The organism is Pseudomonas sp. 11/12A (assembly GCF_000800055.1).
Lineage (GTDB): Bacteria > Pseudomonadota > Gammaproteobacteria > Pseudomonadales > Pseudomonadaceae > Aquipseudomonas > Aquipseudomonas mohnii.
Genome location: NZ_JUGV01000001.1, coordinates 4,646,481 through 4,669,377, shown reverse-complemented (window position 1 = coordinate 4,669,377; position 22,897 = coordinate 4,646,481). Strand labels below are relative to the sequence as shown.

The 22,897-nt window shown below is 60.5% G+C and carries 20 protein-coding genes; 6 read left to right on the top strand and 14 right to left on the bottom strand.

Annotated features, from left to right (window positions below; translation table 11 throughout):
- Positions 1–40: 40 nt before the first annotated feature.
- Positions 41–991 carry a S66 peptidase family protein gene (locus GQ39_RS21480; RefSeq protein ID WP_047533711.1) on the top strand — a complete coding sequence of 317 codons (951 nt, stop codon included), beginning with the start codon at positions 41–43 and terminating at the stop codon, positions 989–991.
- Between the two features lie 111 nt (positions 992–1,102).
- On the opposite strand, the gene GQ39_RS21475 is transcribed toward GQ39_RS21480, so the two are convergent.
- From GQ39_RS21475 to leuS, 5 genes are all read right to left on the bottom strand, one after another.
- The gene (locus tag GQ39_RS21475) at positions 1,103–2,425 is read right to left on the bottom strand and encodes a lytic murein transglycosylase (RefSeq protein ID WP_047533708.1); all 1,323 of its coding nucleotides are present in this window, start codon (positions 2,423–2,425) and stop codon (positions 1,103–1,105) included.
- Between the two features lie 62 nt (positions 2,426–2,487).
- On the bottom strand, positions 2,488–2,652 hold the full coding sequence (gene arfA, locus GQ39_RS21470) for an alternative ribosome rescue factor ArfA (protein WP_047533707.1): 165 nt from the start codon (positions 2,650–2,652) through the stop codon (positions 2,488–2,490).
- A 196-nt stretch (positions 2,653–2,848) separates the two neighbouring features.
- Complete coding sequence (holA, locus tag GQ39_RS21465) at positions 2,849–3,886, bottom strand: DNA polymerase III subunit delta (protein ID WP_047533705.1); 1,038 nt, start codon at positions 3,884–3,886, stop codon at positions 2,849–2,851.
- A 39-nt stretch (positions 3,887–3,925) separates the two neighbouring features.
- Positions 3,926–4,531: an LPS-assembly lipoprotein LptE gene (locus GQ39_RS21460; protein WP_047539092.1), complete on the bottom strand. Its 606-nt coding sequence runs from the start codon at positions 4,529–4,531 to the stop codon at positions 3,926–3,928.
- An 88-nt stretch (positions 4,532–4,619) separates the two neighbouring features.
- Positions 4,620–7,226: a leucine--tRNA ligase gene (gene leuS, locus GQ39_RS21455; RefSeq protein WP_047533703.1), complete on the bottom strand. Its 2,607-nt coding sequence runs from the start codon at positions 7,224–7,226 to the stop codon at positions 4,620–4,622.
- Between the two features lie 280 nt (positions 7,227–7,506).
- On the opposite strand from leuS, the gene GQ39_RS21450 reads away from it, so the two are divergent.
- Both GQ39_RS21450 and GQ39_RS21445 read left to right on the top strand, forming a co-directional pair.
- Positions 7,507–7,827: a hypothetical protein gene (locus GQ39_RS21450; protein WP_047533701.1), complete on the top strand. Its 321-nt coding sequence runs from the start codon at positions 7,507–7,509 to the stop codon at positions 7,825–7,827.
- Positions 7,828–7,932: 105 nt separating this feature from the next.
- On the top strand, positions 7,933–8,694 hold the full coding sequence (locus tag GQ39_RS21445) for a YdcF family protein (protein WP_047533699.1): 762 nt from the start codon (positions 7,933–7,935) through the stop codon (positions 8,692–8,694).
- 76 nt (positions 8,695–8,770) lie between these two features.
- Here GQ39_RS21445 and lnt read toward each other — a convergent pair whose 3' ends face one another.
- The 5 genes from lnt to miaB all read right to left on the bottom strand — a co-directional run bounded on the left by lnt (position 8,771) and on the right by miaB (position 14,127).
- Entirely contained in the window at positions 8,771–10,294 is a 1,524-nt protein-coding gene (gene lnt / locus GQ39_RS21440) for an apolipoprotein N-acyltransferase (protein WP_047533698.1), read from the bottom strand.
- A gap of 16 nt (positions 10,295–10,310) precedes the next feature.
- Positions 10,311–11,150 carry an HlyC/CorC family transporter gene (locus GQ39_RS21435; protein ID WP_046028710.1) on the bottom strand — a complete coding sequence of 280 codons (840 nt, stop codon included), beginning with the start codon at positions 11,148–11,150 and terminating at the stop codon, positions 10,311–10,313.
- 5 nt (positions 11,151–11,155) lie between these two features.
- On the bottom strand, positions 11,156–11,650 hold the full coding sequence (ybeY, locus tag GQ39_RS21430; protein ID WP_047533696.1) for an rRNA maturation RNase YbeY: 495 nt from the start codon (positions 11,648–11,650) through the stop codon (positions 11,156–11,158).
- Positions 11,643–12,647: a PhoH family protein gene (locus tag GQ39_RS21425; RefSeq protein WP_047533695.1), complete on the bottom strand. Its 1,005-nt coding sequence runs from the start codon at positions 12,645–12,647 to the stop codon at positions 11,643–11,645. The genes ybeY and GQ39_RS21425 overlap by 8 nt, the downstream gene beginning before the upstream one ends.
- A 151-nt stretch (positions 12,648–12,798) precedes the next feature.
- On the bottom strand, positions 12,799–14,127 hold the full coding sequence (gene miaB, locus GQ39_RS21420) for a tRNA (N6-isopentenyl adenosine(37)-C2)-methylthiotransferase MiaB (protein ID WP_047533693.1): 1,329 nt from the start codon (positions 14,125–14,127) through the stop codon (positions 12,799–12,801).
- A 135-nt stretch (positions 14,128–14,262) separates the two neighbouring features.
- Here miaB and GQ39_RS21415 point away from each other — a divergent pair, with 135 nt between their 5' ends.
- Positions 14,263–14,592 (top strand): DUF1820 family protein, encoded by a 330-nt coding sequence (locus tag GQ39_RS21415; protein WP_003185742.1) that lies wholly within the window; start codon positions 14,263–14,265, stop codon positions 14,590–14,592.
- A 141-nt stretch (positions 14,593–14,733) separates the two neighbouring features.
- On the opposite strand, the gene GQ39_RS21410 is transcribed toward GQ39_RS21415, so the two are convergent.
- The 4 genes from GQ39_RS21410 to GQ39_RS21395 all read right to left on the bottom strand — a co-directional run bounded on the left by GQ39_RS21410 (position 14,734) and on the right by GQ39_RS21395 (position 18,252).
- Positions 14,734–15,288, bottom strand: coding sequence for a tetratricopeptide repeat protein (locus GQ39_RS21410; RefSeq protein WP_047533685.1), 555 nt, complete (start codon positions 15,286–15,288; stop codon positions 14,734–14,736).
- 225 nt (positions 15,289–15,513) lie between these two features.
- Entirely contained in the window at positions 15,514–16,797 is a 1,284-nt protein-coding gene (gene hemL / locus GQ39_RS21405; RefSeq protein WP_047533682.1) for a glutamate-1-semialdehyde 2,1-aminomutase, read from the bottom strand.
- A 15-nt stretch (positions 16,798–16,812) separates the two neighbouring features.
- Positions 16,813–17,436: a thiamine phosphate synthase gene (gene thiE, locus GQ39_RS21400; protein WP_047533680.1), complete on the bottom strand. Its 624-nt coding sequence runs from the start codon at positions 17,434–17,436 to the stop codon at positions 16,813–16,815.
- A gap of 18 nt (positions 17,437–17,454) precedes the next feature.
- Entirely contained in the window at positions 17,455–18,252 is a 798-nt protein-coding gene (locus GQ39_RS21395; protein WP_034148145.1) for a hydroxymethylpyrimidine/phosphomethylpyrimidine kinase, read from the bottom strand.
- Between the two features lie 406 nt (positions 18,253–18,658).
- Here GQ39_RS21395 and GQ39_RS21390 point away from each other — a divergent pair, with 406 nt between their 5' ends.
- Positions 18,659–21,019, top strand: coding sequence for a hybrid sensor histidine kinase/response regulator (locus tag GQ39_RS21390; RefSeq protein ID WP_047533674.1), 2,361 nt, complete (start codon positions 18,659–18,661; stop codon positions 21,017–21,019).
- Positions 21,020–21,117: 98 nt separating this feature from the next.
- Complete coding sequence (locus GQ39_RS21385) at positions 21,118–22,767, top strand: acyl-CoA dehydrogenase family protein (protein WP_047533672.1); 1,650 nt, start codon at positions 21,118–21,120, stop codon at positions 22,765–22,767.
- Positions 22,768–22,897: the final 130 nt, after the last annotated feature.

The window sequence follows — 22,897 nt, the reverse complement described above, 5'->3', positions numbered from 1 at the left end:
TGACTACTGTGTGTTGAGGATTTCACGCAGGGAGATATGGATGACAGTTCCACCGACCCACACTCTTTGTCCAAATGCTCCCGTTCCGGCATTGCCGATGGAAGGGCTGATTGGCGTCATTGCGCCTGCCGGTCCCGCTGCGCTGGACACCCACAAGGCCGTACAGTGGATGCGCGCCCGAGGCTATTCGCTCAAAGTGTTTCCCGGCGTCTACGAAAAGGAAGGCTACCTGGCCGGTAGCGATGAGGTGCGGCTGAACGATTTGCATGCGGCATTTGCCGATCCTGAAGTCGACGCCATCATCTGCCTGCGAGGTGGTTACGGCACGCCACGCTTGCTTGACCGTATCGATTTCGAGCTGCTGCGCAATAACGCCAAGCCATTCATCGGTTATAGCGACATTACTGCGTTGCATCTGGCGATCAGTCGCCATGCAGGGTTTGTGACGTTCCATGGTCCACTGCTCAACGCCGATCTGCTCGGCAAACGACAACAACCCACCGAGTCTTCGTTCCTCAACATGTTGCGCGGCCATTTGAAGGCGGGCAGCGTGCTCGCGCATCCCGAGGCCTACCCATTGACCACGATCGCGCCTGGCATCGCTCACGGGCGTTTGCTGGGTGGGAACCTGTCGATGATTGCCGCGACCATGGGCACGCCTTACGAGATCGACGCCGAGGGTGTCATCCTGTTTATCGAAGACATCAACGAACCGCTGTATCGCATCGATCGATTGCTGACTCATCTGCGACTCGCCGGGACGCTGCGCAAGCTGCGTGGCGTTCTGGTCGGGGACGTGGCGGGGGTCGATGTGTCCTCCCTGGATCGATTGCTCAAGCAGGCGTTCGAGCCATTTCGGATTCCGGTGCTATCCGGGTGGCGCAGCGGGCATTGTGACCCGAATTTGACGTTGCCCATGGGCGCGCTGGTCAGGCTGAATGCGGGCAGGCAAGAGCTGGTGCTGGAACAGGATGTGGTGATCAGGCGCTAGAACGTCACGGCCTGACAAGTCGTCATCGCGGGCAAGTCCCCCAGTGGCATCAAGGTGAATGCAGTATTTGCACGCAACTTGATGTCAGTGGGGGGCTTGCCCGCGACGCTTTCAGCGGCTGCGAAGACCTTCCAGCAACTTGTGCGTCGGGTAACCATCGGCTGGCCAGCCGAATGACTGCTGGGCGCTGCGGATCGCCTTGCGCGTGTTGGCGCCGATGATGCCGTCGGCAGTGCCCGCATCGTAGTTTTGCGCGCTCAGCAGGTTTTGCAGTTCAATGCGCTCGGAACGGCTCAATGGCAAATCATCTTTCGGCCAGGAGCCGTTGATCAGGCCCGCACCGTTGAAACGCTCGGACAACAGGCTCACCGCCAGGGCGTAGGACGAAGAGTTGTTGTACTTGAGGATCGCCCGGAAGTTATCGAGCACGAGGAATGCCGGGCCGCGATAGCCGGCTGGCAGCAGCAAGGCCGCAGACAGTTGCTCTGTGCCCGCCGGGACCTGCCCGCCATTGGGCAGTGTGATACCCAGTTGGCGCCATTCGGCGACACTTTTACGAATTGTGCCGTCAGCCAGCATGTAATTGAAGTTGCCCGGCAGTTGCACTTCGAAGCCCCATGGCTGGCCTTTCTGCCATCCGGAGCTTTGCAGGTAATGCGCGGTCGACGCGAGGGCGTCGCTGGCACTGCCCCAGATATCTCGGCGACCGTCGCCATCGAAGTCCACGGCGTGGGTGTTGTAGGTGGTCGGGATGAACTGGGTCTGGCCCATGGCGCCGGCCCAGGAACCGAGCATTTTCTCCGGTTCGATGTCGCCTTGTTGCAGGATCTGCAAAGCGGCGATCAATTGCGCGTGAGCGAAGCCGGGGCGTCGGCCTTCGTAGGCCAGGGACGCCAGTGAGTTGATCACCGACTTGTTGCCCTGGAACTGGCCGAAGTTACTTTCCATGCCCCACACGGCGACCAGGGCCTGGCGATCGACGCCGTATCGCTGCTCGATGCTTTGAAGAATGCCGTCGTATTGGCTGACCAGTGACTGCCCCTTGCGCACCCGCAGTGGCGACAGGGCGCCATCCAGGTATTCCCATACCGGCCGGGTGAACTCCGGCTGGCTGCGGTCGGCACGAATCACGCTGGGGTCGAAGCTGACGTTGGCGAAGGCGCGGTCGAAGAGGTCGGCGCGGATGCCGGCGGCCATGGCGTCCTTGCGGAAACCGGCCTGCCATTCGGCGAAGGTCTGGGTCGGCTGGATGTCGAGATTGTCGTCGCTTGGTACCACTGGCGATACCACTGCAGGTGCGGTGGTGACAGGAAGGGTCTGAAGCGGCTGGGCGTCGGCGGCGGTGGGTTTTTCCGCGCAGGCGACTAGCAAAATGAGGCTGGAGGCAGCTATCAATTGGCGCAGGTGCCAACGACGGGAAAGACAAAGGGGCATGCACGGGTCCAGGGAAAACGGATCAGGTGCAGACCTTAACATGTTGAGCGGATGCATGCCTTTCAGGCTGCCAGAAAGTAAGAAGCCTCCCAGCTATTAGACTGGAAGGCTTCGCGGCGGTAGCTGCCTTTGCCCTTGCCGGCTCGTTCCTGACGGCTGCGGAACAGTGGCTGGGCGATGATGGATTTGGCCTTGTTGGGGCCGCGTTTGGACGGCTTTTTGCTCATGATGGGTGCTCGCAAGTGAGTGGTTTTTGCGGAGCAAATCATCGGCTGAAGTTGGGGTTCTGTCTATAGGGCAGGTTGTCAGTCAATACGCCGTACCCTGTAGGAGCGAGCCTGTTCGCGATGGAATCAGGAACACTGCGGCGAGCCAGACTCCCCGCGTTATCGTTAACGACCATCGCGAGCAGGCTGGGCGGGGTTACTCGGCAGGCAAGGTAAGGCGCTGGCCCGCCATCAACAACGTCAACCGACTCAGGCTCATCCAGGGCGAGCCGGCGGCCTGGCCCTTGATCTGTGCATCGATGCGCTGCGCTTCGAGTAGCAACTGCGCCCAGCGTTGCGCCGAATAACGTTGCAGGGCTTTGCTCATCAGCGGCTTGCGCTTGTCCCAGACAGGTGGTTTGGCCTGGCTGAAGGCTTTGTCCAGGGGCGTTCCCTGGCTGTATTGCAACGAGATATTGGCCAGCAGGCGCAGTTCCCGGGCCAGCGCCCAGAGAATGACCGGCGGTTCGACGCCTTCCCCGCGCAGCCCTTCGAGCATGCGCAGGGCATGGGCGGCTTCGCCGTTGAGAATCGCATCGGTCAGCCCGAAGACATCGAAGCGCGCACTGTCGGCCACCGCGGCCTGCACGGTTTCGATCGTAATCTGACCACCTTCGGCCATCAGCTTGAGTTTTTCGATTTCCTGGGCGGCGGCCAGCAGGTTGCCTTCGACCCGCGCGGCGATCAGCTCGACCGCGTCCTGACTGGCGGAAAGCCCGGCCTGGGACAGTCGCTGTCGGATCCAGCTCGGCAACTGGCTGACATCCACCGGCCAGATCTGCACGAACTGGGTTTGCTGGCCTTCGACCAACGCCTTGCCCCACTTGGTTTTCTGCGCGCTGCCATCGAGCTTTGGCAGGCTGATCAACAGCACCGTGTCTTCGGCCGGTCGCGAGCAGTACTCGATGAGAGCGGCTGCGCCCTTGTCACCGGGCTTGCCGGAGGGCAGACGCAGTTCCAGCAGGCGTTTTTCGGCGAACAGCGACATGCTGGCACCGGCTTGCAGCAGCGTACCCCAGTCAAAACTGGCATCGGCGGCAAAGACCTGGCGTTCATCAAAACCTTGCTGGCGAGCGGCAGCGCGGATGGCGTCGGCGGCTTCCTGACACAGCAAGGGGTCGTCGCCACTGATGACGTAGACCGGCGCGAGGGCACCTTGCAGGTGCTTTGCGAGTTGGGCGGGGGCGAGTTTCATAGGCGAGGGCGAACGGGGCGCCTGAGCGCCCCGCAAGTCTTACTGCTTCGGCAGTTCGACAGGCGACTGACGCGGCGTTTCCGCTTCAGCCTTCTGCGCCGCTTCCAGCGCCGCGGCTTCAGCCTTGGCCCTGGCATCGGCAGTCTGCTGCAACTGATCGAGCTGGGCCGGGGTCAGTTGTTGCAGGCGCAGCATCATGCGCTGAATCAGCTCGCGGCGGGTTTCGCCCCGGGCTGTTGCAGCTTCCTGGTCGGAACCTACCAGGTTGTTGCCGTCGTGCATGAAGATCTTCTGAACTTCAAGTTTGTCGCTCAGCAGATCCAGGTTGTTCTGACCACGGATGTCGTAGTTGAGGACGGTGGTGACCTGGTACTCGCCAGTACGACCGGCGCCGGCGTAACTGAGGATGCGCTGGTTTTCCTGCTCATCGGTCAGCACCAGTTTGTAAGGTGCACCGGTGTAGACCTTGACGCCGCTGCTTTCCAGCACCTGGCGCATTTGCGTCACGGTTTCGCCGTAGGCGTTGCGCGCGCTCAGGTCGAGCTCCTTGATCGCCAGTTCTGTAGTGCCGGTGCCACGCAGCTGGAAACCGCAGGCGCTCAGCAGGACCGCAAGGCCCATCACCAGCAAATTGCGTTTGATCATTGTGTTGCTCCCCTTGAAACCATGTGGGCCGATCATGCGGCCCGAAAGGTTTTACGCGGCGCCAGGCATGACCTGGCGCCTGATCCAATTAGCTGGCGACGATGTTGACCAGTTTCCCGGGCACCACGATCACTTTCCGAATGGTCAGACCGTCGACGAAACGCAGCACGTTCTCGTTGGCGCGTGCGGCGGCTTCGACTTCTTCACGGCTGGCGCTGGCCGGCATGTCGATATGGCCGCGCAGTTTGCCGTTGACCTGGATCACCAGTTGCAGGCTGTCCTGTACCAGCGCGCTCTCGTCCAGCCGTGGCCAGGCGGCGTCGATCACCGGTTCGGCGTGACCCAGTTGACTCCACAGCTCGTGACTGATGTGCGGGGTGATCGGGGCCAGCAGCAGGGTCACGGTTTCCAGGCCTTCCTGAACCAGTGCGCGATCCTGTCCGGTGCCTTGCGGGGCTTTTTCCAGCACGTTCATCAGCGTCATCACCTGGGCGATGGCGGTGTTGAATTTGTGGTTCTGGCCGACGTCGTGGCTGGCCTGCTTGATGGCCTGGTGGATCGAGCGGCGAATGGCTTTCTGCTCGTCGTTCAGGCTGGCCACGTCGAGCTTGCCCGGCAGGCCCTGAGTAACGTGCGCTTGAGCCAGGCGCCAGACGCGCTTGAGGAAGCGGTGCGAACCTTCCACCCCGGAGTCGGACCATTCCGCGCTCATGTCAGGTGGCGAGGCGAACATCATGAACAGGCGGCAAGTGTCTGCGCCGAACTGATCGATCATCGACTGTGGGTCAACGCCGTTGTTCTTGGACTTGGCCATCTTCTCGGTGCCACCGATTTCCACCGGCAGGCCGTCGGATTTCAATTTGGCGCTGATGACCTTGGCCTTGCTGTCGCGTTCGAGTTCCACGTCCGCCGGGTTGAACCAGGTGTAGGCACCGTTGGCTTCGCGACGATAGTAAGTCTCGGCGATCACCATGCCCTGGGTCAGCAGGTTCTTGAACGGTTCGTTGGAGCTCACCAGGCCTTCGTCGCGCATCAGCTTGTGGAAGAAGCGCGCATAGAGCAGGTGAAGAATCGCGTGTTCGATACCGCCAATGTACTGATCCACCGGCAGCCAGTGGTCAGCCGCGGATTTTTCCACCAGGCCACCTTCAAAGTGCGGCGAGGCGTAGCGGGCGTAGTACCACGAGGACTCGACGAAGGTGTCCATGGTGTCGGTTTCACGCTTGGCAGGCTGGCCGCATTTCGGGCAGTTGCACTCGTAGAACTCGGGCATGCGCGCCAGTGGCGAGCCGGCGCCGTCGGGTACGACGTCTTCCGGCAGCACGACCGGCAGTTGATCTTCCGGTACCGGCACGTCACCGCAGGTATCGCAGTGAATGATCGGGATCGGGCAGCCCCAGTAGCGTTGACGGCTGATGCCCCAGTCGCGCAGACGGAACTGGGTGCGCGAGGCGCCGAGGTTTTTCTTGATCAGTGCCACTTCGATGGCGTCGAAGGCGCCGGCGAAGTCGAGGCCGTCGAATTCGCCGGAGTTGATCAGCGTGCCGTGTTCGCCATAGGCGTCCTGCCACGGTGCCGGGTTGACGTCACCAGAACTGGTGCGCACCACGGATTTGACCGGCAGGTTGTACTTGTGGGCGAATTCGAAATCGCGCTCGTCGTGGGCTGGAACGGCCATCACCGCGCCATCGCCGTAATGCATCAGCACGTAGTTGGCGACCCAGACCGGCAGCTTTTCACCGGTCAGCGGGTGTTCGACGAACAGGCCGGTTGGAATGCCTTTCTTCTCCTGGGTGGCGACATCGGCTTCGGCGACGCTGCCGCCCTTGCATTCAGCGATGAACGCCTGCAACTCAGGATTGTTCTGCGCGGCCAGGCTGGCCAGGTGGTGCTCGGCGGCCACGGCGACGTAGGTCGCGCCCATCAGGGTGTCCGGACGGGTGGTGAAGACTTTCAGTGCGCCAGCTTCGCCGATGGAATCGACGTTGTAGGGGAACTGCACTTCCATGCCGCGGGATTTGCCGATCCAGTTGCGCTGCATGGTCTTGACCTGTTCAGGCCAGCCAGTCAGATCGTCGAGACTCTCCAGCAGTTCATCCGCGTAGGCGGTGATCTTGAAGTAGTACATCGGGATTTCGCGCTTCTCGATCAGCGCGCCGGAACGCCAGCCGCGACCGTCGATGACCTGCTCGTTGGCCAGAACGGTCTGGTCGACCGGGTCCCAGTTCACGGTGCCGTTCTTGCGGTAGATCACGCCTTTTTCGAACAGGCGGGTGAACAGCCATTGTTCCCAGCGGTAGTAGTCAGGCTTGCAGGTGGTCACTTCGCGCGACCAGTCCACCGCCAGGCCCAGGCTGCGCAACTGGGATTTCATGTAGGCGATGTTTTCGTAGGTCCACTTGGCCGGTGCCACGTTGTTCTTCATCGCGGCGTTTTCCGCCGGCATGCCGAAGGCGTCCCAACCCATGGGTTGCAGGACGTTCTTGCCTTGCATGCGCTGATAGCGGGAGATCACGTCGCCGATGGTGTAGTTGCGCACGTGCCCCATGTGTAGCTTGCCGCTGGGGTAAGGGAACATCGACAGGCAGTAGTAAGTCTCCTTGCCTGGCTGTTCACTGACTTCAAAGGACTTTTGCTCGTCCCAGAACGATTGGGCGGCGGCTTCGATTTCACGGGGCTGATATTGTTCGTGCATGGCTACTTTTGAACTGAATAGGGGTGGCCTAATCCTCTTCAATGCGACGCTGGACGGTGAATGCGCCAATTCGGCGTTTCGGTGCCCAGGCGAGCTGGAAGTGGAGTTACAGGAAGCGCCGTAGCATACATGACCGCACTCTATCGAGGGAAACCCTGATTACGGCCGCGCGTCTCGCAAAAAACGCTACGAGGGCCGTTGGTCGCGGCGTTCAGTCGGTTTGTTCATGGAAGCTAAGCTCTAACTGGGGAGTAGGTTTTATCTTCCAATGAGGTGAGGGATGGTTGATTCACAGCAAAAAGCTACAAAACCGGAGTTATATGAAAGACTGATAGATCGTCTTGGAATGGCCCTGGAAGCGGCAAAAACCGCAGGCCGGTTGCGTGATGAGCGTCCGCTGGAGCTGGAATTGCGTGGTCTGAGCCTCGCAGAGTTTGCTCTGGTCAAGGCGTATCTGGATCGTTGTGAGCGTGAAACGCACGGATGCTTGTCCGAGGCAGTGAAGCAACTTGATGCGCCGCATACAGCCAAGATCATCTGGCTCAAGGACAAAACACCCGGCAGAGACGCGGTAAAGGTCCGGTCTCTGCATTGCAAATAAGGCACGGCGCCATGCTCCCGGGTTTTTCGAAGCATAGCCCTTCCATATTGATTGTCGCATTGCGTCAACCCACTTAGGCTTCGGGCATCTTCATGGAGATGCTCGATGCCTTTTCGTTATTTCTTAAAACAACTTCTGTTGCCGCCGGGCATTCTGTTGCTACTGCTGGCGCTTGCCTGGTGGTGGCGCCATTCAAGGCCGAGGCTCGCCGCTGTGTGCTTTACCCTGGGTTTGGGCGGCTTCTGGCTGATGAGCTTGCCCATCGTGGTGCAATGGGGCGCCGAGCTGTTGGAGCGCGAGCCGCCGTTGGCGCGAGAGGAGTGGGCCACTTTGGCTCGGCATGCCGATGCGATCGTGGTATTGGGTTCGGGACGCGAGCGCGGCGATCCGGCGTGGGGCGCGGATCAGCCGACGGGCGTGGGCCTGGAACGCGAACGCTATGCGGCGCGTCTGGCCAAGGCCTCGGGCTTGCCGGTGCTGACCAGCGGCGGCCTGCATTACGGCACGCCGCCGACCGAGGCCCGATTGATGGCCGACTCGCTGCACGATGATTTCGGCGTCACTGTTCGATGGCAGGAAGGGCGCAGCCGTACGACCTGGGAAAACGCGCAATTCAGCGCCGAAGTATTGTTGCCAGAAGGCATCAAGCGCGTGGTGGTGGTGACTCAGGCCTGGCACATGCCGCGGGCTGTCTGGAGCTTCCAGAAGGCAGGGTTTGAAGTGGTGTCTGCGCCCGTGGGGTTTTTAGGCGTGGACAATGCCCGGCCGCTGGGTGGCTGGATGCCGGAATTCAAGTCGATCTGGCAGAGCGGGCAGTTGCTGAATGAAGCGGTGGGGCAGGTGGGGTATTCGTTGTTCTACCGATAGCGAGGGCTGGCCATTACCCTGTGGTGAGGGAGTGTGCTCCCTCACCACAAAAAGCCCTCTGCCCAGGGCCCGCAAGTCAGACCGTTTTGGCCATCCGGCTGGCAATCAGTGCCCAGCCAAACAACAGCACGCAAACAATGATCAACGGCCACGAACGCCATTGAAGATAAGGCGTCAGGTTGTGCATCGGCACCACTTCGCCATACAGGATGCCGCGCTCGAACTGCGGGATCTGCGCGGTGATCTGGCCGAACGGGTTGATCAGGCCGGTCACGCCGTTATTGGTGGCGCGGATCATCCAGCGTCCGGCCTCCAGCGCGCGCATCTGCGCCATCTGCAAGTGTTGCAGCGGACCGATCGAGGTGCCGAACCAGGTGTCGTTGCTGATGGTCAGCAGCAAATCGCTTTGTGCCGCGAGGCCGGCAGCGAACTCCGGATACACCACTTCGTAGCAGATGAACGGCGCAATCTGGTAACCCTTGGCCTGCAACATGGCCTGGTCGGCCGGGCCTCGGGCAAAGTCCGACATCGGCAGGTCGAAGAAGGCGATCAAGCCGCGCAGCACATCTTGCAGTGGAACGTATTCGCCAAACGGCACCAGTTTCTGCTTGAGGTATGTGCCATCGCCTTCACCGACCACGGTGATGCCGTTGTAGAAGCGTTTTTCGTGATGGACCATCTGGCGAATCGGCACGCCGGTAATCAACGCCGAGTGACGTTCTGCGGCAAAATTCCCCATCATGTTCAGGTAGCCCTCGGCGGACTCCTTGAGTACTGGGACCGCGGTTTCCGGCCAGATCAGCAGGTCGACGCGTTTGGAGCTGAAGCTCATGTCGCGATAAAGCGCCAGTTGTGCATTGAGCTGGGCCGGGTCCCACTTCATGCTCTGTTCGATATTGCCCTGGATCGCCGCGACACTCAGTGGTGCGCCCGCCGGGCTGGTCCAGGCGTGGTGTTTGAGTGCCATGCCGGCGACCCAGGGGCCGACCAGCAAAACGGCGCCAGCCACGATGAAGCCTTTACGACCCGTGCGCACCAGGCGCATACCGTTGTAGATCAGCGCAGCGGTCAGGGCCAGGGTGAAGGAAATCAGCCACATACCACCAACGGGGGCGAGCCCCGTCAGTGGGCCATCGAGCTGGCTGTAGCCGGAATACAGCCACGGGAAGCCGGTCAGGAACCAGCCGCGGAAGGCCTCCTGGCCTACCCACAGCGCGGCGAATGCAAGGGCGTCGGCCAGTGGCGCTTCGTTGCGTCGTAGCCAGCGCGCCCAGAGCCAGGCGGGCAGCGCAAAGAACCAGGCAATCGCCGCCGTGAACAGCAGCATCAGGAACCCGGCCAGCAACACCGAAGCGCCACCGAAGTTGTGAATGCTGTAGTAGATCCAGCTGGTACCGGCACCGAACAGGCCAAAACCGAAACACCAGCCACGGCCGAGTGCCTGGCGAGGGCTCAGTTCGCGCAGACCGGCATAAAAAAGCCCGACCGCCAGCAGTGCCAATGGCCAGATATCGAACGGCGCCAGGGCCAAGGTGGTGATTGCACCGGCCGCCACGGCCAGCAGGTTACCGGGCCAGCCGGGGCGGGTTGTCCAGCGCATTTCTATCCTTAATGTTTTACCGGGCGATTGGCGTCAGGCGCAGCAGGTGAATCCGGCGACTGTCGGCATTCAGGATGCGGAAGCGGTACGGGCCGATTTCGGTGATTTCGTTGCGTTTTGGCAGATGCCCGAATGCACTCATCACCAGGCCGCCGACGGTGTCGAACTCGTCATCGGAGAATTCACTGTCGAAGAACTCGTTGAAGTTCTCGATCGGCGTCAGGGCCTTGATCAGGAAATCACCGCTTGGCAGCGGCTTGATGTAGCTGTCTTCTTCGACATCGTGTTCGTCTTCGATGTCGCCGACAATCTGTTCGAGCACGTCTTCGATGGTCACCAGGCCCGCCACGCCGCCGTATTCGTCAATGACGATGGCCATGTGATTATGGTTGGCGCGGAACTCGCGCAGCAGCACGTTCAAGCGCTTGGACTCCGGCACGAACGTGGCCGGGCGCAGCAGATCCTTGATATTGAAGCTGTCGCCGTTCTCCCGAAGGATCAACGGCAGCAAGTCCTTGGCCAGCAACACACCCATCACGTCATCGTGGCTCTCGCCGATCACCGGGTAGCGGGAGTGGGCCGAGTCGACCACGGCGGGCAGGAACTCGCGGGGTGTCTGGGTCGCCTTGATGCTGACCATCTGCGAGCGCGGGACCATGATGTCCCGTACTTGCAGGTCAGCGACCTGGATGGCGCCTTCGACGATGGCCAGCGCTTCGCTGTCCAGCAGTTTGTTTTGGTGTGCGTCGCGCAGCAGCTCCAGCAGCTCCTGGCGGTTTTTCGGCTCATGGGCAAAAGCCTGGGTAAGCTTACCCAGCCAGGACTTTTGCCCGTTGCTCGATCGATCTTCGCTCATAGCGATTACTCTGAATCCTTTGTTGTTACGGTTGGGGATGTTTCGGTTTCGTCGTCCGCGTACGGATCGGGATAGCCCAATTCTGCAAGCAACGTTCGTTCCAGTGCTTCCATTTCCTCGGCTTCGTCGTCATCTATATGGTCGTAACCCAGTAGATGCAAGCAGCCGTGAATCACCAGATGAGCCCAGTGGGCCTTGAGTTCCTTGCCCTGTTCGGCGGCTTCGCGCTCGACCACGGCCACGCAGATCACCAGATCGCCCAGCAACGGGATGTCGAGAAACTCGTCGGGTACGTCGGCAGGGAATGACAGGACGTTAGTGGCGTAATCCTTTTGCCTCCAGGTGTGATTCAGTTCGCGGCCTTCGGCTTCGTCGACCAGACGAATGGTCATCTCGGAGTCGGCGCTGCGCTGGCGCAGGGCCAGTTCGCACCATTGGCGGAACTCGGCCTCGCCGGGGGCGGGCGCCTGGGTAGCCAGTTGCAGATCAAGCTCAAGCATCGCGGCGGCTGTCCTTTGGCGCTTCATCGGTCACGCGGTTCTCGAAGCGCTCATAGGCTTCGACAATGCGCTGCACCAATGGATGACGCACAACGTCCTTGGGCATGAAATGGGTAAAGCTGATGCCTGGCACGTCTTTGAGCACTTCGATCACATGGTGCAGCCCGGATTTGGTGCCTTTGGGCAGGTCGACCTGGGTGATGTCACCGGTGATGACGGCGGTAGAGCCGAAGCCGATCCGGGTCAGGAACATTTTCATTTGCTCGACCGTGGTGTTCTGGCTTTCGTCGAGGATGATGAAGCTGTTGTTCAGCGTGCGCCCGCGCATATAAGCCAAGGGGGCGACTTCGATCACCTGGCGTTCGATCAGTTTGGCGACGTATTCGAAGCCGAGCATCTCGTAGAGCGCGTCGTAAAGCGGGCGCAAATACGGGTCGATCTTCTGGGACAAATCGCCCGGCAGGAAGCCGAGTTTCTCACCCGCTTCGACCGCTGGACGCACCAGCAGAATGCGGCGGATCTGCTCGCGTTCCAGTGCATCGACCGCGCAGGCAACCGCCAGATAGGTCTTGCCGGTACCGGCCGGACCAATGCCGAAGTTGATGTCGTTGCCGAGGATTTCCTTCACGTAGCGCAACTGATTCAAGCCGCGAGGGCGAATCATGCCTTTCTTGGTGCGCAGGGCGACGGAGGCTTCGGCAGGGGCGTGATTGTCCAGCTCTTCAACGGCCGATTCCTGCAGGAACAGGTGAACCATGTCCGGCGACAGCTCCGTACCCTTGGTTTCCCGGTACAGGCGGCGCAGCAGGTTTTCCGCAGAGGTGGTGTGCTTGGGTTCGCCGATCAGCTCGAACTGATTGCCGCGGTTACGGATCTCGATGGTCAGGCGCTGTTCGATCAAGCGCAGATGCTCGTCGAATTGCCCGCACAGATTGGCGAAGCGGCGAGCTTCAAAAGGCTCGAGGATAAAACGATGTGGTTCGATGGGTGCGTTCAAGGTCGTATTTAGCCGCCCTGGGGCAATAGTGATGAGTTCAAGGATAGCGCCAGTGGCGTGGGTGCGAAAGCTCTTAAATGGATCAACCCATTCTCAAGAACAATGCATTTCACTGTGGGAGCTGGCAAGCCAGCTCCCACAGGGATCGGTGTTATTGAATCAGCGAGCCTCGCAGCGAGTGCGGCTGTGCGGCATCGATGTGCACGTCGGCAAACTGACCGATCAGGGTCGGATTGTCACACTTGAAGTTGACGATACGATTATTTTCGGTCCGGCCTTGCAGCTCTCCGGGGTCTTTTTTCGAATAATCGGTGACCAGAATCCGCTGGATCGACCCGACCATTTGTCGGCTGATTTCGAAGCCTTGTTGGTTCAGGCGATGTTGCAAGGCGTTCAAGCGCTCTTTTTTCAGCTCTTCGGGGGTGTCGTCTGCCAGATCGGCGGCCGGAGTACCTGGACGCTGGCTGTAGACGAACGAATAGGAAAAGTCGAAGCCGACGTCCTGGATCAGTTTCATGGTCTGTTCGAAGTCTTTTTCCGTCTCGCCGGGGAAGCCGACGATGAAGTCCGAACTGATGCAGATGCCCGGTACGGCCGCGCGCAGCTTGCGCAGTTTGGATTTGTATTCCAGCGCGGTGTGGTTGCGCTTCATCGCCGCGAGGATGCGGTCCGAGCCTGACTGCACCGGCAAATGCAGGTGTTTCACCAGTTCCGGCACCTCGGCGTGGGCCTGGATCAGGCTGTCGGAGAATTCCAGCGGGTGCGAGGTGGTGTAGCGGATGCGGTCGATGCCATCGATGGCGGCGACCACGCGGATCAGCTCGGCCAGATCGGCCAGGCGACCGTCGTGCGTGGTGCCGCGATAACCGTTGACGTTCTGCCCCAACAAGGTCACTTCGCGCACACCGTTTTCAGCCAGGTGAATGATCTCGGCGATCACGTCGTCGAATGGCCGGCTCACTTCTTCGCCGCGGGTGTACGGCACCACGCAGAAGGTGCAGTACTTGCTGCAGCCTTCCATCACCGACACGTAAGCGCTGGGGCCATCGATGCGCGGCTCGGGCAAGTGGTCGAATTTTTCGATTTCCGGGAAAGAAACGTCGACCTGCGGCAGCTTGCTGATGCGTGCGGCGTCGATCATTTCCGGCAGGCGGTGCAAGGTCTGCGGGCCGAAGACGACGTCCACGTAGGGCGCGCGATCTCGGATGGCGGCGCCTTCCTGGCTGGCTACGCAACCGCCGACGGCGATGACCATGTCCGGGTTGGCGAGTTTCAGTTCGCGCCAGCGGCCGAGCTGAGAGTAGACACGATCCTGGGCGCGTTCGCGGATCGAGCAGGTGTTGAGCAGGATCACGTCGGCGTCTTCAGCACGCGCGGTGACTTCCAGGGCCTGGTGTGCGCCCAGCAGATCGACCATGCGCGAGCTGTCGTACTCGTTCATCTGGCAACCGTGGGTTTCGATGTAAAGCTTCTTGGCCATGGAAAGAGTCATCACGTGATTCAAAGAACCGCGCATTATAGGGAACATGCACCCAGGTTCCTACCGCTGCGCGTCCGACGGCTATGCTATAGTTCGTGCCCTCTTTTTTATCCCTCGATGTGTTACCCGCCCACCATGACCAAACGTGAAGCTCCAATCTACAAGGTGATTTTCCTCAACCAGGGCCAGGTGTTCGAAATGTACGCCAAGCAGATCTATCAAAGTGATCTGTGGGGCTTTCTGGAAGTGGAAGAGTTCGTCTTTGGCGAGCGCACGCAAGTGGTCGTCGATCCGAGCGAAGAGAAGCTCAAGGCTCAGTTCGAAGGCGTGGTGCGCAGTTTTGTGCCCATGCATTCGATCGTGCGCATCGACGAAGTCGAGCGCCTGGGCACGCCGAAAATCAGCGAAGCCCGTGGCGCGGTCGGCAATGTGATGCCGTTTCCGATGCCGATGCCTGAGAAGTAAGGTTTCAAGACCGAGTCGTCTCCATCGTGAGCAAGCTCGCTCCCACAATGAATCGTCTGCGAACACAATAGTTGTGAACGCCAGAAATCACGTGTGGGAGCGAGCTTGCTCGCGATGGGGCCAGAAAAATCGGTACAGAACTTAAGGCAACGGCGCGAACGGCGTACGCCCATCGGCGCTCTGCAATTCCATCAAATACTTACGGAAAATTTGCCCCAGCACCTGAGTGGCGACTTCCAGTTCTTCGCGAGGCATCTTTTCGGTGACTTCGTCGGCAGTGTCCAGCGCATCTTCGTCGCCATTGACCGCAGCCATTTTCAGCAGGATATACGCCTGAACGTTATTGGCCGGCACGCCTTCACCGTGGAAAAACATGGTGCCGAGTTTGAGCTGCGCCTGGGCGTGGCCTTGCAGCGAGGCCTTTTCGAAATAGCTCAGGGCTTGATTGAGGTCGCGCGGGGCGTTTTTGCCTTCGTAGTAGAACTCACCCAACTCGTATTGCGCTTGGGCATCCCCTTCATCCGACGCTTTCTGGCAGGCGGCGAGTGCCTGTGCCAGGTCTTGCGGCTGGGTATTGAGGGTGCAGCGACCCATCGCTGGGATTAACAACGAGTTACCGCCTGCTTGTGCGAGCGCGAGCAGGGGCTGAAGGAGCAACAGGCAGCCCAGTGAAAGGGCGCGGCCGGTGCGGTTCATGGGAATCGACTTACCTCTGAAGGGCGCGCGGACCCATCGAGGGGATCCAATAAGCGCGCATTATGAAATAAGCAGGGCCAACCTTACAAAGTCTTTACTCGTTTTTCTGCTGCGCGGGAAATATATCGCCCACTTTGCTGGGGATTGTTGGCTGATGAGTCGGAAAAAAAGCGGGAATGCAGGTGAAAGCCGACGCTGGCGATGGCCAGCGTCGGCTCGATCACGTTACTTCAGTGCAGCGAACGCGCGCTCAGCGGCATCCAGGGTCAGTTTCAGCTCGGTTTCGCCGTGGGCGATCGAGGTGAAGCCGGCTTCGAACGCGCTTGGCGCCAGGTACACACCACCTTCGAGCATCAGGTGGAAGAAGCGACCGAACAGCGCCGCATCGCTGGCCATCACGTCATCGAAAGTCACGATGTCGTCGGCGCCGCTGAAGTACAGGCCGAACATGCCGCCGGCCTGAGTGGTCACGAACGGGATGCCTGCCGCATCGGCACGTTGTTGCAAGCCATCGAGCAGGCGCGTGGTGTAGTCGGTCAGCTCCGCGTGGAAACCCGGACGGCTGATCAGGCGCAGGGTGGTCAGGCCGGCAGCCATCGCCAGCGGGTTACCCGACAACGTACCGGCCTGGTAGACCGGGCCCAGCGGGGCGATGCGCGACATGATTTCGCGCTTGCCACCGAAGCAGCCGACCGGCATGCCGCCCCCGATGATCTTGCCGAACGTGGTCAGGTCCGGCGTTACACCGTAGTGAGCCTGGGCACCGCCCAGGGCGACACGGAAGCCGGTCATCACTTCGTCGAAAATCAGGACCACGCCGTGCTTGTCACACAGGGTCCGCAGGCCTTCGAGGAAACCTGGCGCCGGTGGTACGCAGTTCATGTTGCCAGCCACCGGTTCAACGATGATGCAGGCCACGTCCTGCCCGACTTCGGCGAGCATCGCTTCAACCGCGTCGATGTCGTTGAATGGCAGGGTCAGGGTGTGTTTGGCGAACGCCGCCGGCACGCCGGCCGAACTCGGTACGCCTTGGGTCAGGGCCCCGGAACCGGCCTTGACCAGCAGGCTGTCGGAGTGACCGTGGTAGCAGCCTTCAAACTTGATGATGCTGTCGCGGCCAGTGAAACCACGGGCCAGACGAATGGCACTCATGGTCGCTTCGGTGCCGGAGCTGACCATGCGCACCATGTCCATCGAAGGCACCAGCGAGCAGACCAGGTCGGCCATCTGGGTTTCCATCTCGGTCGGCGCGCCGTAGGACAGGCCGTGCTCCAGCTGTTTACGCACGGCGTCCAGCACATCCGGGTGGCTGTGGCCGAGAATCATCGGGCCCCAGGAGCCGACGTAATCCACATAACGCTTGTTGTCTTCGTCGGTGACGTAGGCGCCTTCAGCGTGTTTGAAGAACAACGGCGTGCCGCCAACGCTCTTGAACGCGCGCACTGGCGAGTTCACGCCACCGGGAATGTGTTTCTGGGCATTGGCAAACAGGGTTTCGGAACGAGACATGTGCGGACTCTCAAATCAGATTTTTAGTAATTCATTGAATGCGCGGGCGCGGCGGGTCACTTCGGTCGTGCTCTCGGCGCCAAACAAACCATGCACCACGGCCAGCAGATCGACGCCATGGGCCACCAGCGGGGCGGCGTTGTCCAGGGTGATGCCGCCGATCGCGCAGATCGGCAGGTGCAATTTCTGGCGCGCCTGGTCCAGCAGATCGAGGCTGCAGGTCGGGGCGCCGGGCTTGGTGTTGGAATTGAAGAAGCGTCCGAACGCGACATAACTGGCGCCTTCCTTGACAGCTTGCTCGGCCAGTTCGAGCTGTGCATGGCAGGTCGAACCGATGATGGCTTTGGAGCCGAGCAGGGCGCGGGTCGGCGACAACGGGCCGTCGGTTTGGCCCAGGTGTACGCCTACGTTCAGGCGTGCGGCCAGTTCGGCGTCGTCATTGATGATCAACTGCGTCTTGTAGCGCTCGCACAAATTGCGCAGGGCTTGCGCCTCGCGCAGTCGACGGGCCTCATCGCTGCTCTTGTCGCGGTACTGCAGCAGGGTGACGCCGCCTTCCAGCGCCGCCTCCACGTACGAGAGAAATTTACCGGCCAGCAACTGACTGTCGGTAATGGCGTACAGGCCACGTAGTTTCATCGGACAGGCCTCATGGCGTTACGAACAGAAGTCCAGTGGCAGGCGGCGTGGCACGAATTGCCCTTTGCCCAGTTGCTCCGCGTCACGCAGGGTGCGCCACGTGTAGTTAAGTGCAGTCTGTACGGCGCTGGCGAGGTTTTCACCCTGGGCCAGACGGCCGGCGAGGGCACTGGCTAATGTGCAGCCGGAACCGTGATAACTGCCCGGCAGGCGCTGACAGGTAAAAGTGTCGCGATGGCCGTCACGGCTGTAGAGGCGATTATGGATTTCGGTTTCGTCGCCATGGCCGCCGGTGATCAGCAGGTGTTTGACGAACGGCAGGAGTTTTTCAGCGCACTCGTCCGCGGTGCCTTCGGGCAGTTCGGCGAGGATGCGGGCTTCGGGAAGGTTAGGGGTGGCGATGATCGAGAGCGGCAGCAAGCGTTCGCGCATGGCGTAGCCGACTTCGTCCTTGCCCAGGCGTCCGCCGCCGCCAGCGCGCAGCACCGGGTCGCAGACCACTGGCAGGTGCGGGTGCGCCGAGAGCAGTTCGACCACGGTGTCGACCATTTCCAGCGAACCGAGCATGCCCAGTTTGACGGCCGCAACCTCGGAATCGTTGAGCACGGCATTGGCCTGGGCCAACACCCACTCACGGTCGAGGACACGGAAGTCAGTGACGTTGACCGTATCTTGCACGGTCAGGGCAGTGACGGCCGGAGCCGCATGGCAACCCTGAGCGAGCAGGGCTTCGATATCTGCCTGCAAGCCGGCGCCACCACTTGGGTCGTGGCCGGAGAGACAGAGGACAACGGGGCGAGAGCTGTAGATATTCATGGTGCGCGAGCTTACCACCAAACATCTTTTTTCGGATGCAGCGACATGCTTGTGGCGAGGGGCGCTTGCTCCCGCTCGAGTGCGAAGCAGTCGTCAAGTCCAATGGCTCGGCGCAACTGACAAAACGTTGGGGCCGCTTCGCAACCTGGCGGGAGTAAGCTCCCTCGCCACAAGTGTTCGCTCAGGTATTTTTACAACCTGATCAATCAAACAGCTCTAGCTCAATAATCTCCGCTGAAAAGCCCGTTCTAGAGCCTTTGCAGGAAAAATTTCAGTAGTGCTCAATGGCCATCAACGGCTATGCTAGAGTGGATCCAAATCAATAACAGGTAATACCGGTTTTACGTCTGCTCAAAAGGAATGGGGGGCTTCCTGACAGAACCGGATAGGCCACGCTGGGGCACCAATGCGCTATTTGCTAATGTTGATGTTGTGTTTGCCCTTTTTGGCGAACGCCGTCGAATTCGATGAGTTCACTCAAAGCCTCCCCCTGGGCCGATCCCTGCAGGTGTTTGAAGACGCAAGTGGTCAGGCGACCATTGCGGACGTGCGCGCACAAGCGGCGGCCGGCAACTTCAAATCCCATGACAAAGCCACCCTCAATGCCGGGTACTCGCGTTCGGTGTTCTGGCTGAAAATCGACTTGCAGTACCGCCCGACCAACCCTGCGGCGCAACGGACCTGGCTGCTGGAACTGGCCTACCCGCCCCTCGATCACCTTGATCTCTATCTGCCTGATGCAACCGGTAACTATCAAGTGGTCCGTCAGACGGGCGATGCATTACCCTTTTCCAGTCGCGAGATCCGTCAGAACAACTACCTGTTCAGTCTGAACTTCACCCCCGGCCAGACCCAAACCCTGTACCTGCGCTTGCAAAGTGAGGGCTCGATCCAGGCGCCGGTGACATTGTGGTCAAGCACCGCCTACCTCGAAGAGCAGCCGGTCCGACTCTATGTGTTGGGCCTGATCTATGGCGTGTTGCTGGGGATGCTGGTCTACAACCTGTTCATCTACCTCAGCGTGCGCGACACCAGTTATCTCTATTACATTGTCTACATTGCCTCGTTCGGCCTGTATCAACTTTCTGTGAACGGCGCTGCCGTAGAGTATTTCTGGCCGGACAATCCCTGGTGGGCCAACGCCGCGACACCATTTTTCATCGGTTGCGCCGGGCTGTTCGGCAGTCAGTTCGCTCGCAGCTTCTTGCAGACGGCCACCCACAGTCGCTGGCTCGATCGCCTGTTGCTGGCATTGGTGGCGTTCAGCGCGCTGGTGGTCGGATTGTCCTTGATGACCAGTTACGCCCTGGCCCTGCGCCTGGCCACGGCGCTGGCGCTGACCTTTACCGTGGTGATTTTTTCTGCGGGGATTTTCGCCTGGCTACGTGGTCTGCGAGTGGCGCGGTATTTCATCATTGCCTGGTCGGCTTTTTTGCTGGGCGGCATCATCAACACGCTGATGGTGCTGGGTTATCTGCCGAACGTGTTCCTGACCATGTACTCCAGCCAGATCGGTTCGGCCATCGAAGTGGCACTGCTGTCCCTGGCCCTGGCCGACCGCATCAATGCGATGCGCGAACAGCAGGCGCAAACGTTGTTCGACGCCGGGCAAAAACTTGAAGTGCTCAACCAGCAACTGGCCCACAGTAACAAGCTAAAGGACGAGTTCCTTGCCACCTTGACCCATGAACTGCGCACGCCCATGAACGGGGTGATCGGCTCACTGGAGCTGATGCAGACCGTCGAGATGGACCCCGAGCTGGAGCAATACCAGCAAACAGCCGCGGGATCGGCGCGGGAGATGATGCGTATGGTCAACGGCATCCTGACCCTGACCGAGTTGCAGGCCGGCAAGCTCAAGGCTTATCCGACGACATTCAGTTTGCGCGGTGTGGTCGAGGCGTTGCGTGTGCAATTCGACGGCAGTGCGTCGAGCAAATCGCTGGACTTCAAGGTCGACGTGGCACCCGGCGTGCCGGACCGATTGCATGGCGATAGCACCAAGTTGGCGCAATGCCTGGAATGCCTGCTGGATAACGCGATCAAATTCACCAAGGTGGGAGGGTTGGCGTTGCGGGTGACGGGTAAAACCGTCGAGCCTGACCGACTCGCGCTGTCCTTCGCGGTGATCGACACCGGCATCGGCTTTACCGATCTGGGGGAGGCGACCATGTATCAACGCTTCTTCCAGCTCGATGGTTCGATGACCCGTGAATACGGTGGCTTGGGCGTGGGTTTGGCCATCTGCCGGCAGTTGGTGGAGTTGCTTGGCGGACGCCTGACCCATCGCTCCGAGCCTGGGCGTGGGAGTCGCTTCCAGCTCGATGTCGAGTTCGAAGTGCCGGCGCCGGAGCGTTCGACGGTGCCCTTTATGGCCCGGGATTTCCCGCTCCTGCGCCTGCCGCAGGATTGCTCGGTGTTGCTGGTGGACGAAAACAGCATCAATCAGTTGGTGATGCGCGGCATGTTGCTCAAGCTCGGTTTCCGGGTCCGCACGGCTGACAGCGGCCAAACCGCACTCGAATTGTTGCAGTGTGAAACCTTCGACGCCGTGCTGCTCGATTGTCAGTTGCCGGCCCTGGATGGTGTGTCGTTGTGCTGCCAGATTCGCGCCTTGCCGGGCTGCGCCGAGGTGCCGATATTCATGATCGCACTGGGTGTTGATCGGGAGCGCTGCCCGACCGGCGCGTTGATCGACTACCTGAACAAACCGGTGAAATTCGAAGATTTGCAGGCTGCGCTCTATCGACGGGTGCTTCGCGCGTAACAGGGCGAAAGCGCCGGCAGTTAGGCAGATATGACACTTTGATCAGCCCAGTGGCGGTGCTTAACTGAGGTCCCTTGGCTGACCAAAGGAGCCCCGTCATGAACCTGCATCAGTTTGCCGAAACCCACGAAGTCACCAACCAGCCACCGTCTCTGGACGGCATCAACCTGTATCGCATCGACTTGCCGTTGCAGGAGTGGTCGCGGCGCTTCGGGGCCGGTTGGGCCGAATCGCGGATCGATGCGTACGGTGCGCTAGCGGGTGGGCCGCTGATGGAAGCGGGATTCCTGGCCAATCAGAACAAACCGGTGTTCAACAGTCACGACCGCTTTGGCCATCGTATCGACCTGGTGGAGTTTCACCCGGCCTATCATCAACTGATGCGCACGGCGATCGAGCATGGCCTGACCTCGCTGCCCTGGGCACACCCCCAGGACGGTGCCCATGTTGCCCGTGCTTGCATGACGTATTTGCACAGCCAGGCCGAAGCCGGCAGTGGCTGCCCGCTGACCATGACGTTCGCCAGCGTACCGGCACTGCGCCTGCAGCCGGATCTGGCCAGACAATGGCTGCCGAAAATTCTGGCCACCGAATACGACCCGCGCAACGTCGGCATGGTCCATAAGGCCGGGGTCACCATTGGCATGGCCATGACCGAGAAACAGGGTGGCACCGACGTTCGTGCCAACACCACCAAGGCTTATCCGGTCGGTGCCAGCGGCCCTGGCCAGGCTTACGAACTGGTGGGGCACAAGTGGTTCTGTTCGGCGCCGATGTGTGATGCCTTTCTGACGCTTGCGCAGACGGACAAGGGCTTGACCTGTTTCCTGCTGCCGCGCCATCGCCCGGATGACACGCGCAATCAGTTCTACATCCAGCGACTGAAAAACAAACTCGGCAACTGCTCCAACGCCTCCAGCGAAGTGGAGTTTCGTGGTGCGCTGGCGTGGATGGTCGGCGAAGAGGGTCGTGGCGTTCCCACCATCATCGAAATGGTGGCCATGACCCGCTTCGATTGCATGGTCGGTTCCAGTTCGCTGATGCGCCAGGCCCTGACCCAAGCCAGCCATCACTGTGCGCACCGCTCGGTCGGCGGCAAATTGCTCAGCGAACAGCCATTGATGCAAAACGTGCTGGCGGACCTGGCACTGGAAAGCGAAGCGGCGCTGGCCTTGAGCTTGCGCATGGGCCGGGCGCTGGATCATCTGGAGAGTGAGCAGGAAGCGAAGTTCGCCCGACTGGTGACGGCGGTGGGCAAGTACTGGATCTGCAAGCGCGCGCCAGCCATGATCAACGAAGCCGCTGAATGCATGGGAGGGGCCGGATATGTCGAAGACAGCATCCTGCCGCGGCTGTACCGCGAGGCACCGGTCAACTCGACGTGGGAAGGCTCCGGCAACGTGCAATGCCTCGATGTGCTGCGGGCGCTGTCCAAAGAACCTGGCGTGCTGGACGTATTGTTCAACGAGCTGGGCGACGGCCATGGCGACAAGCGCCTGGCCGCGCACATCAATCGGTTGCAGACGGCCTTCAAGGACACCAGCGACATTCAGTACCGTGCCCGGCAATTGACCGAAGACATCGCCCTGGGGCTGCAGGCCAAGCTGCTGCTGGAGGCGGGCAATGCGGTGGTCAGCGATGCCTTCATCGCCAGTCGACTGGATGGAGGTGGCCGGGTATACGGTGCGTTGCCCCGTGGACTGGATGTGGAAGCCCTTGTCACTCGCTCGTCTGCACAGGGGGTCTGATCACGATTGACCCCCTGTAGGAGCGAGCTTGCTCGCGATAGCGGTATCTCAGTCAACCCATCTGTCGATTGATATACCCTCATCGCGAGCAAGCCCGCTCCCACAGGGTTTTTGGTGTGTGCAATATTTT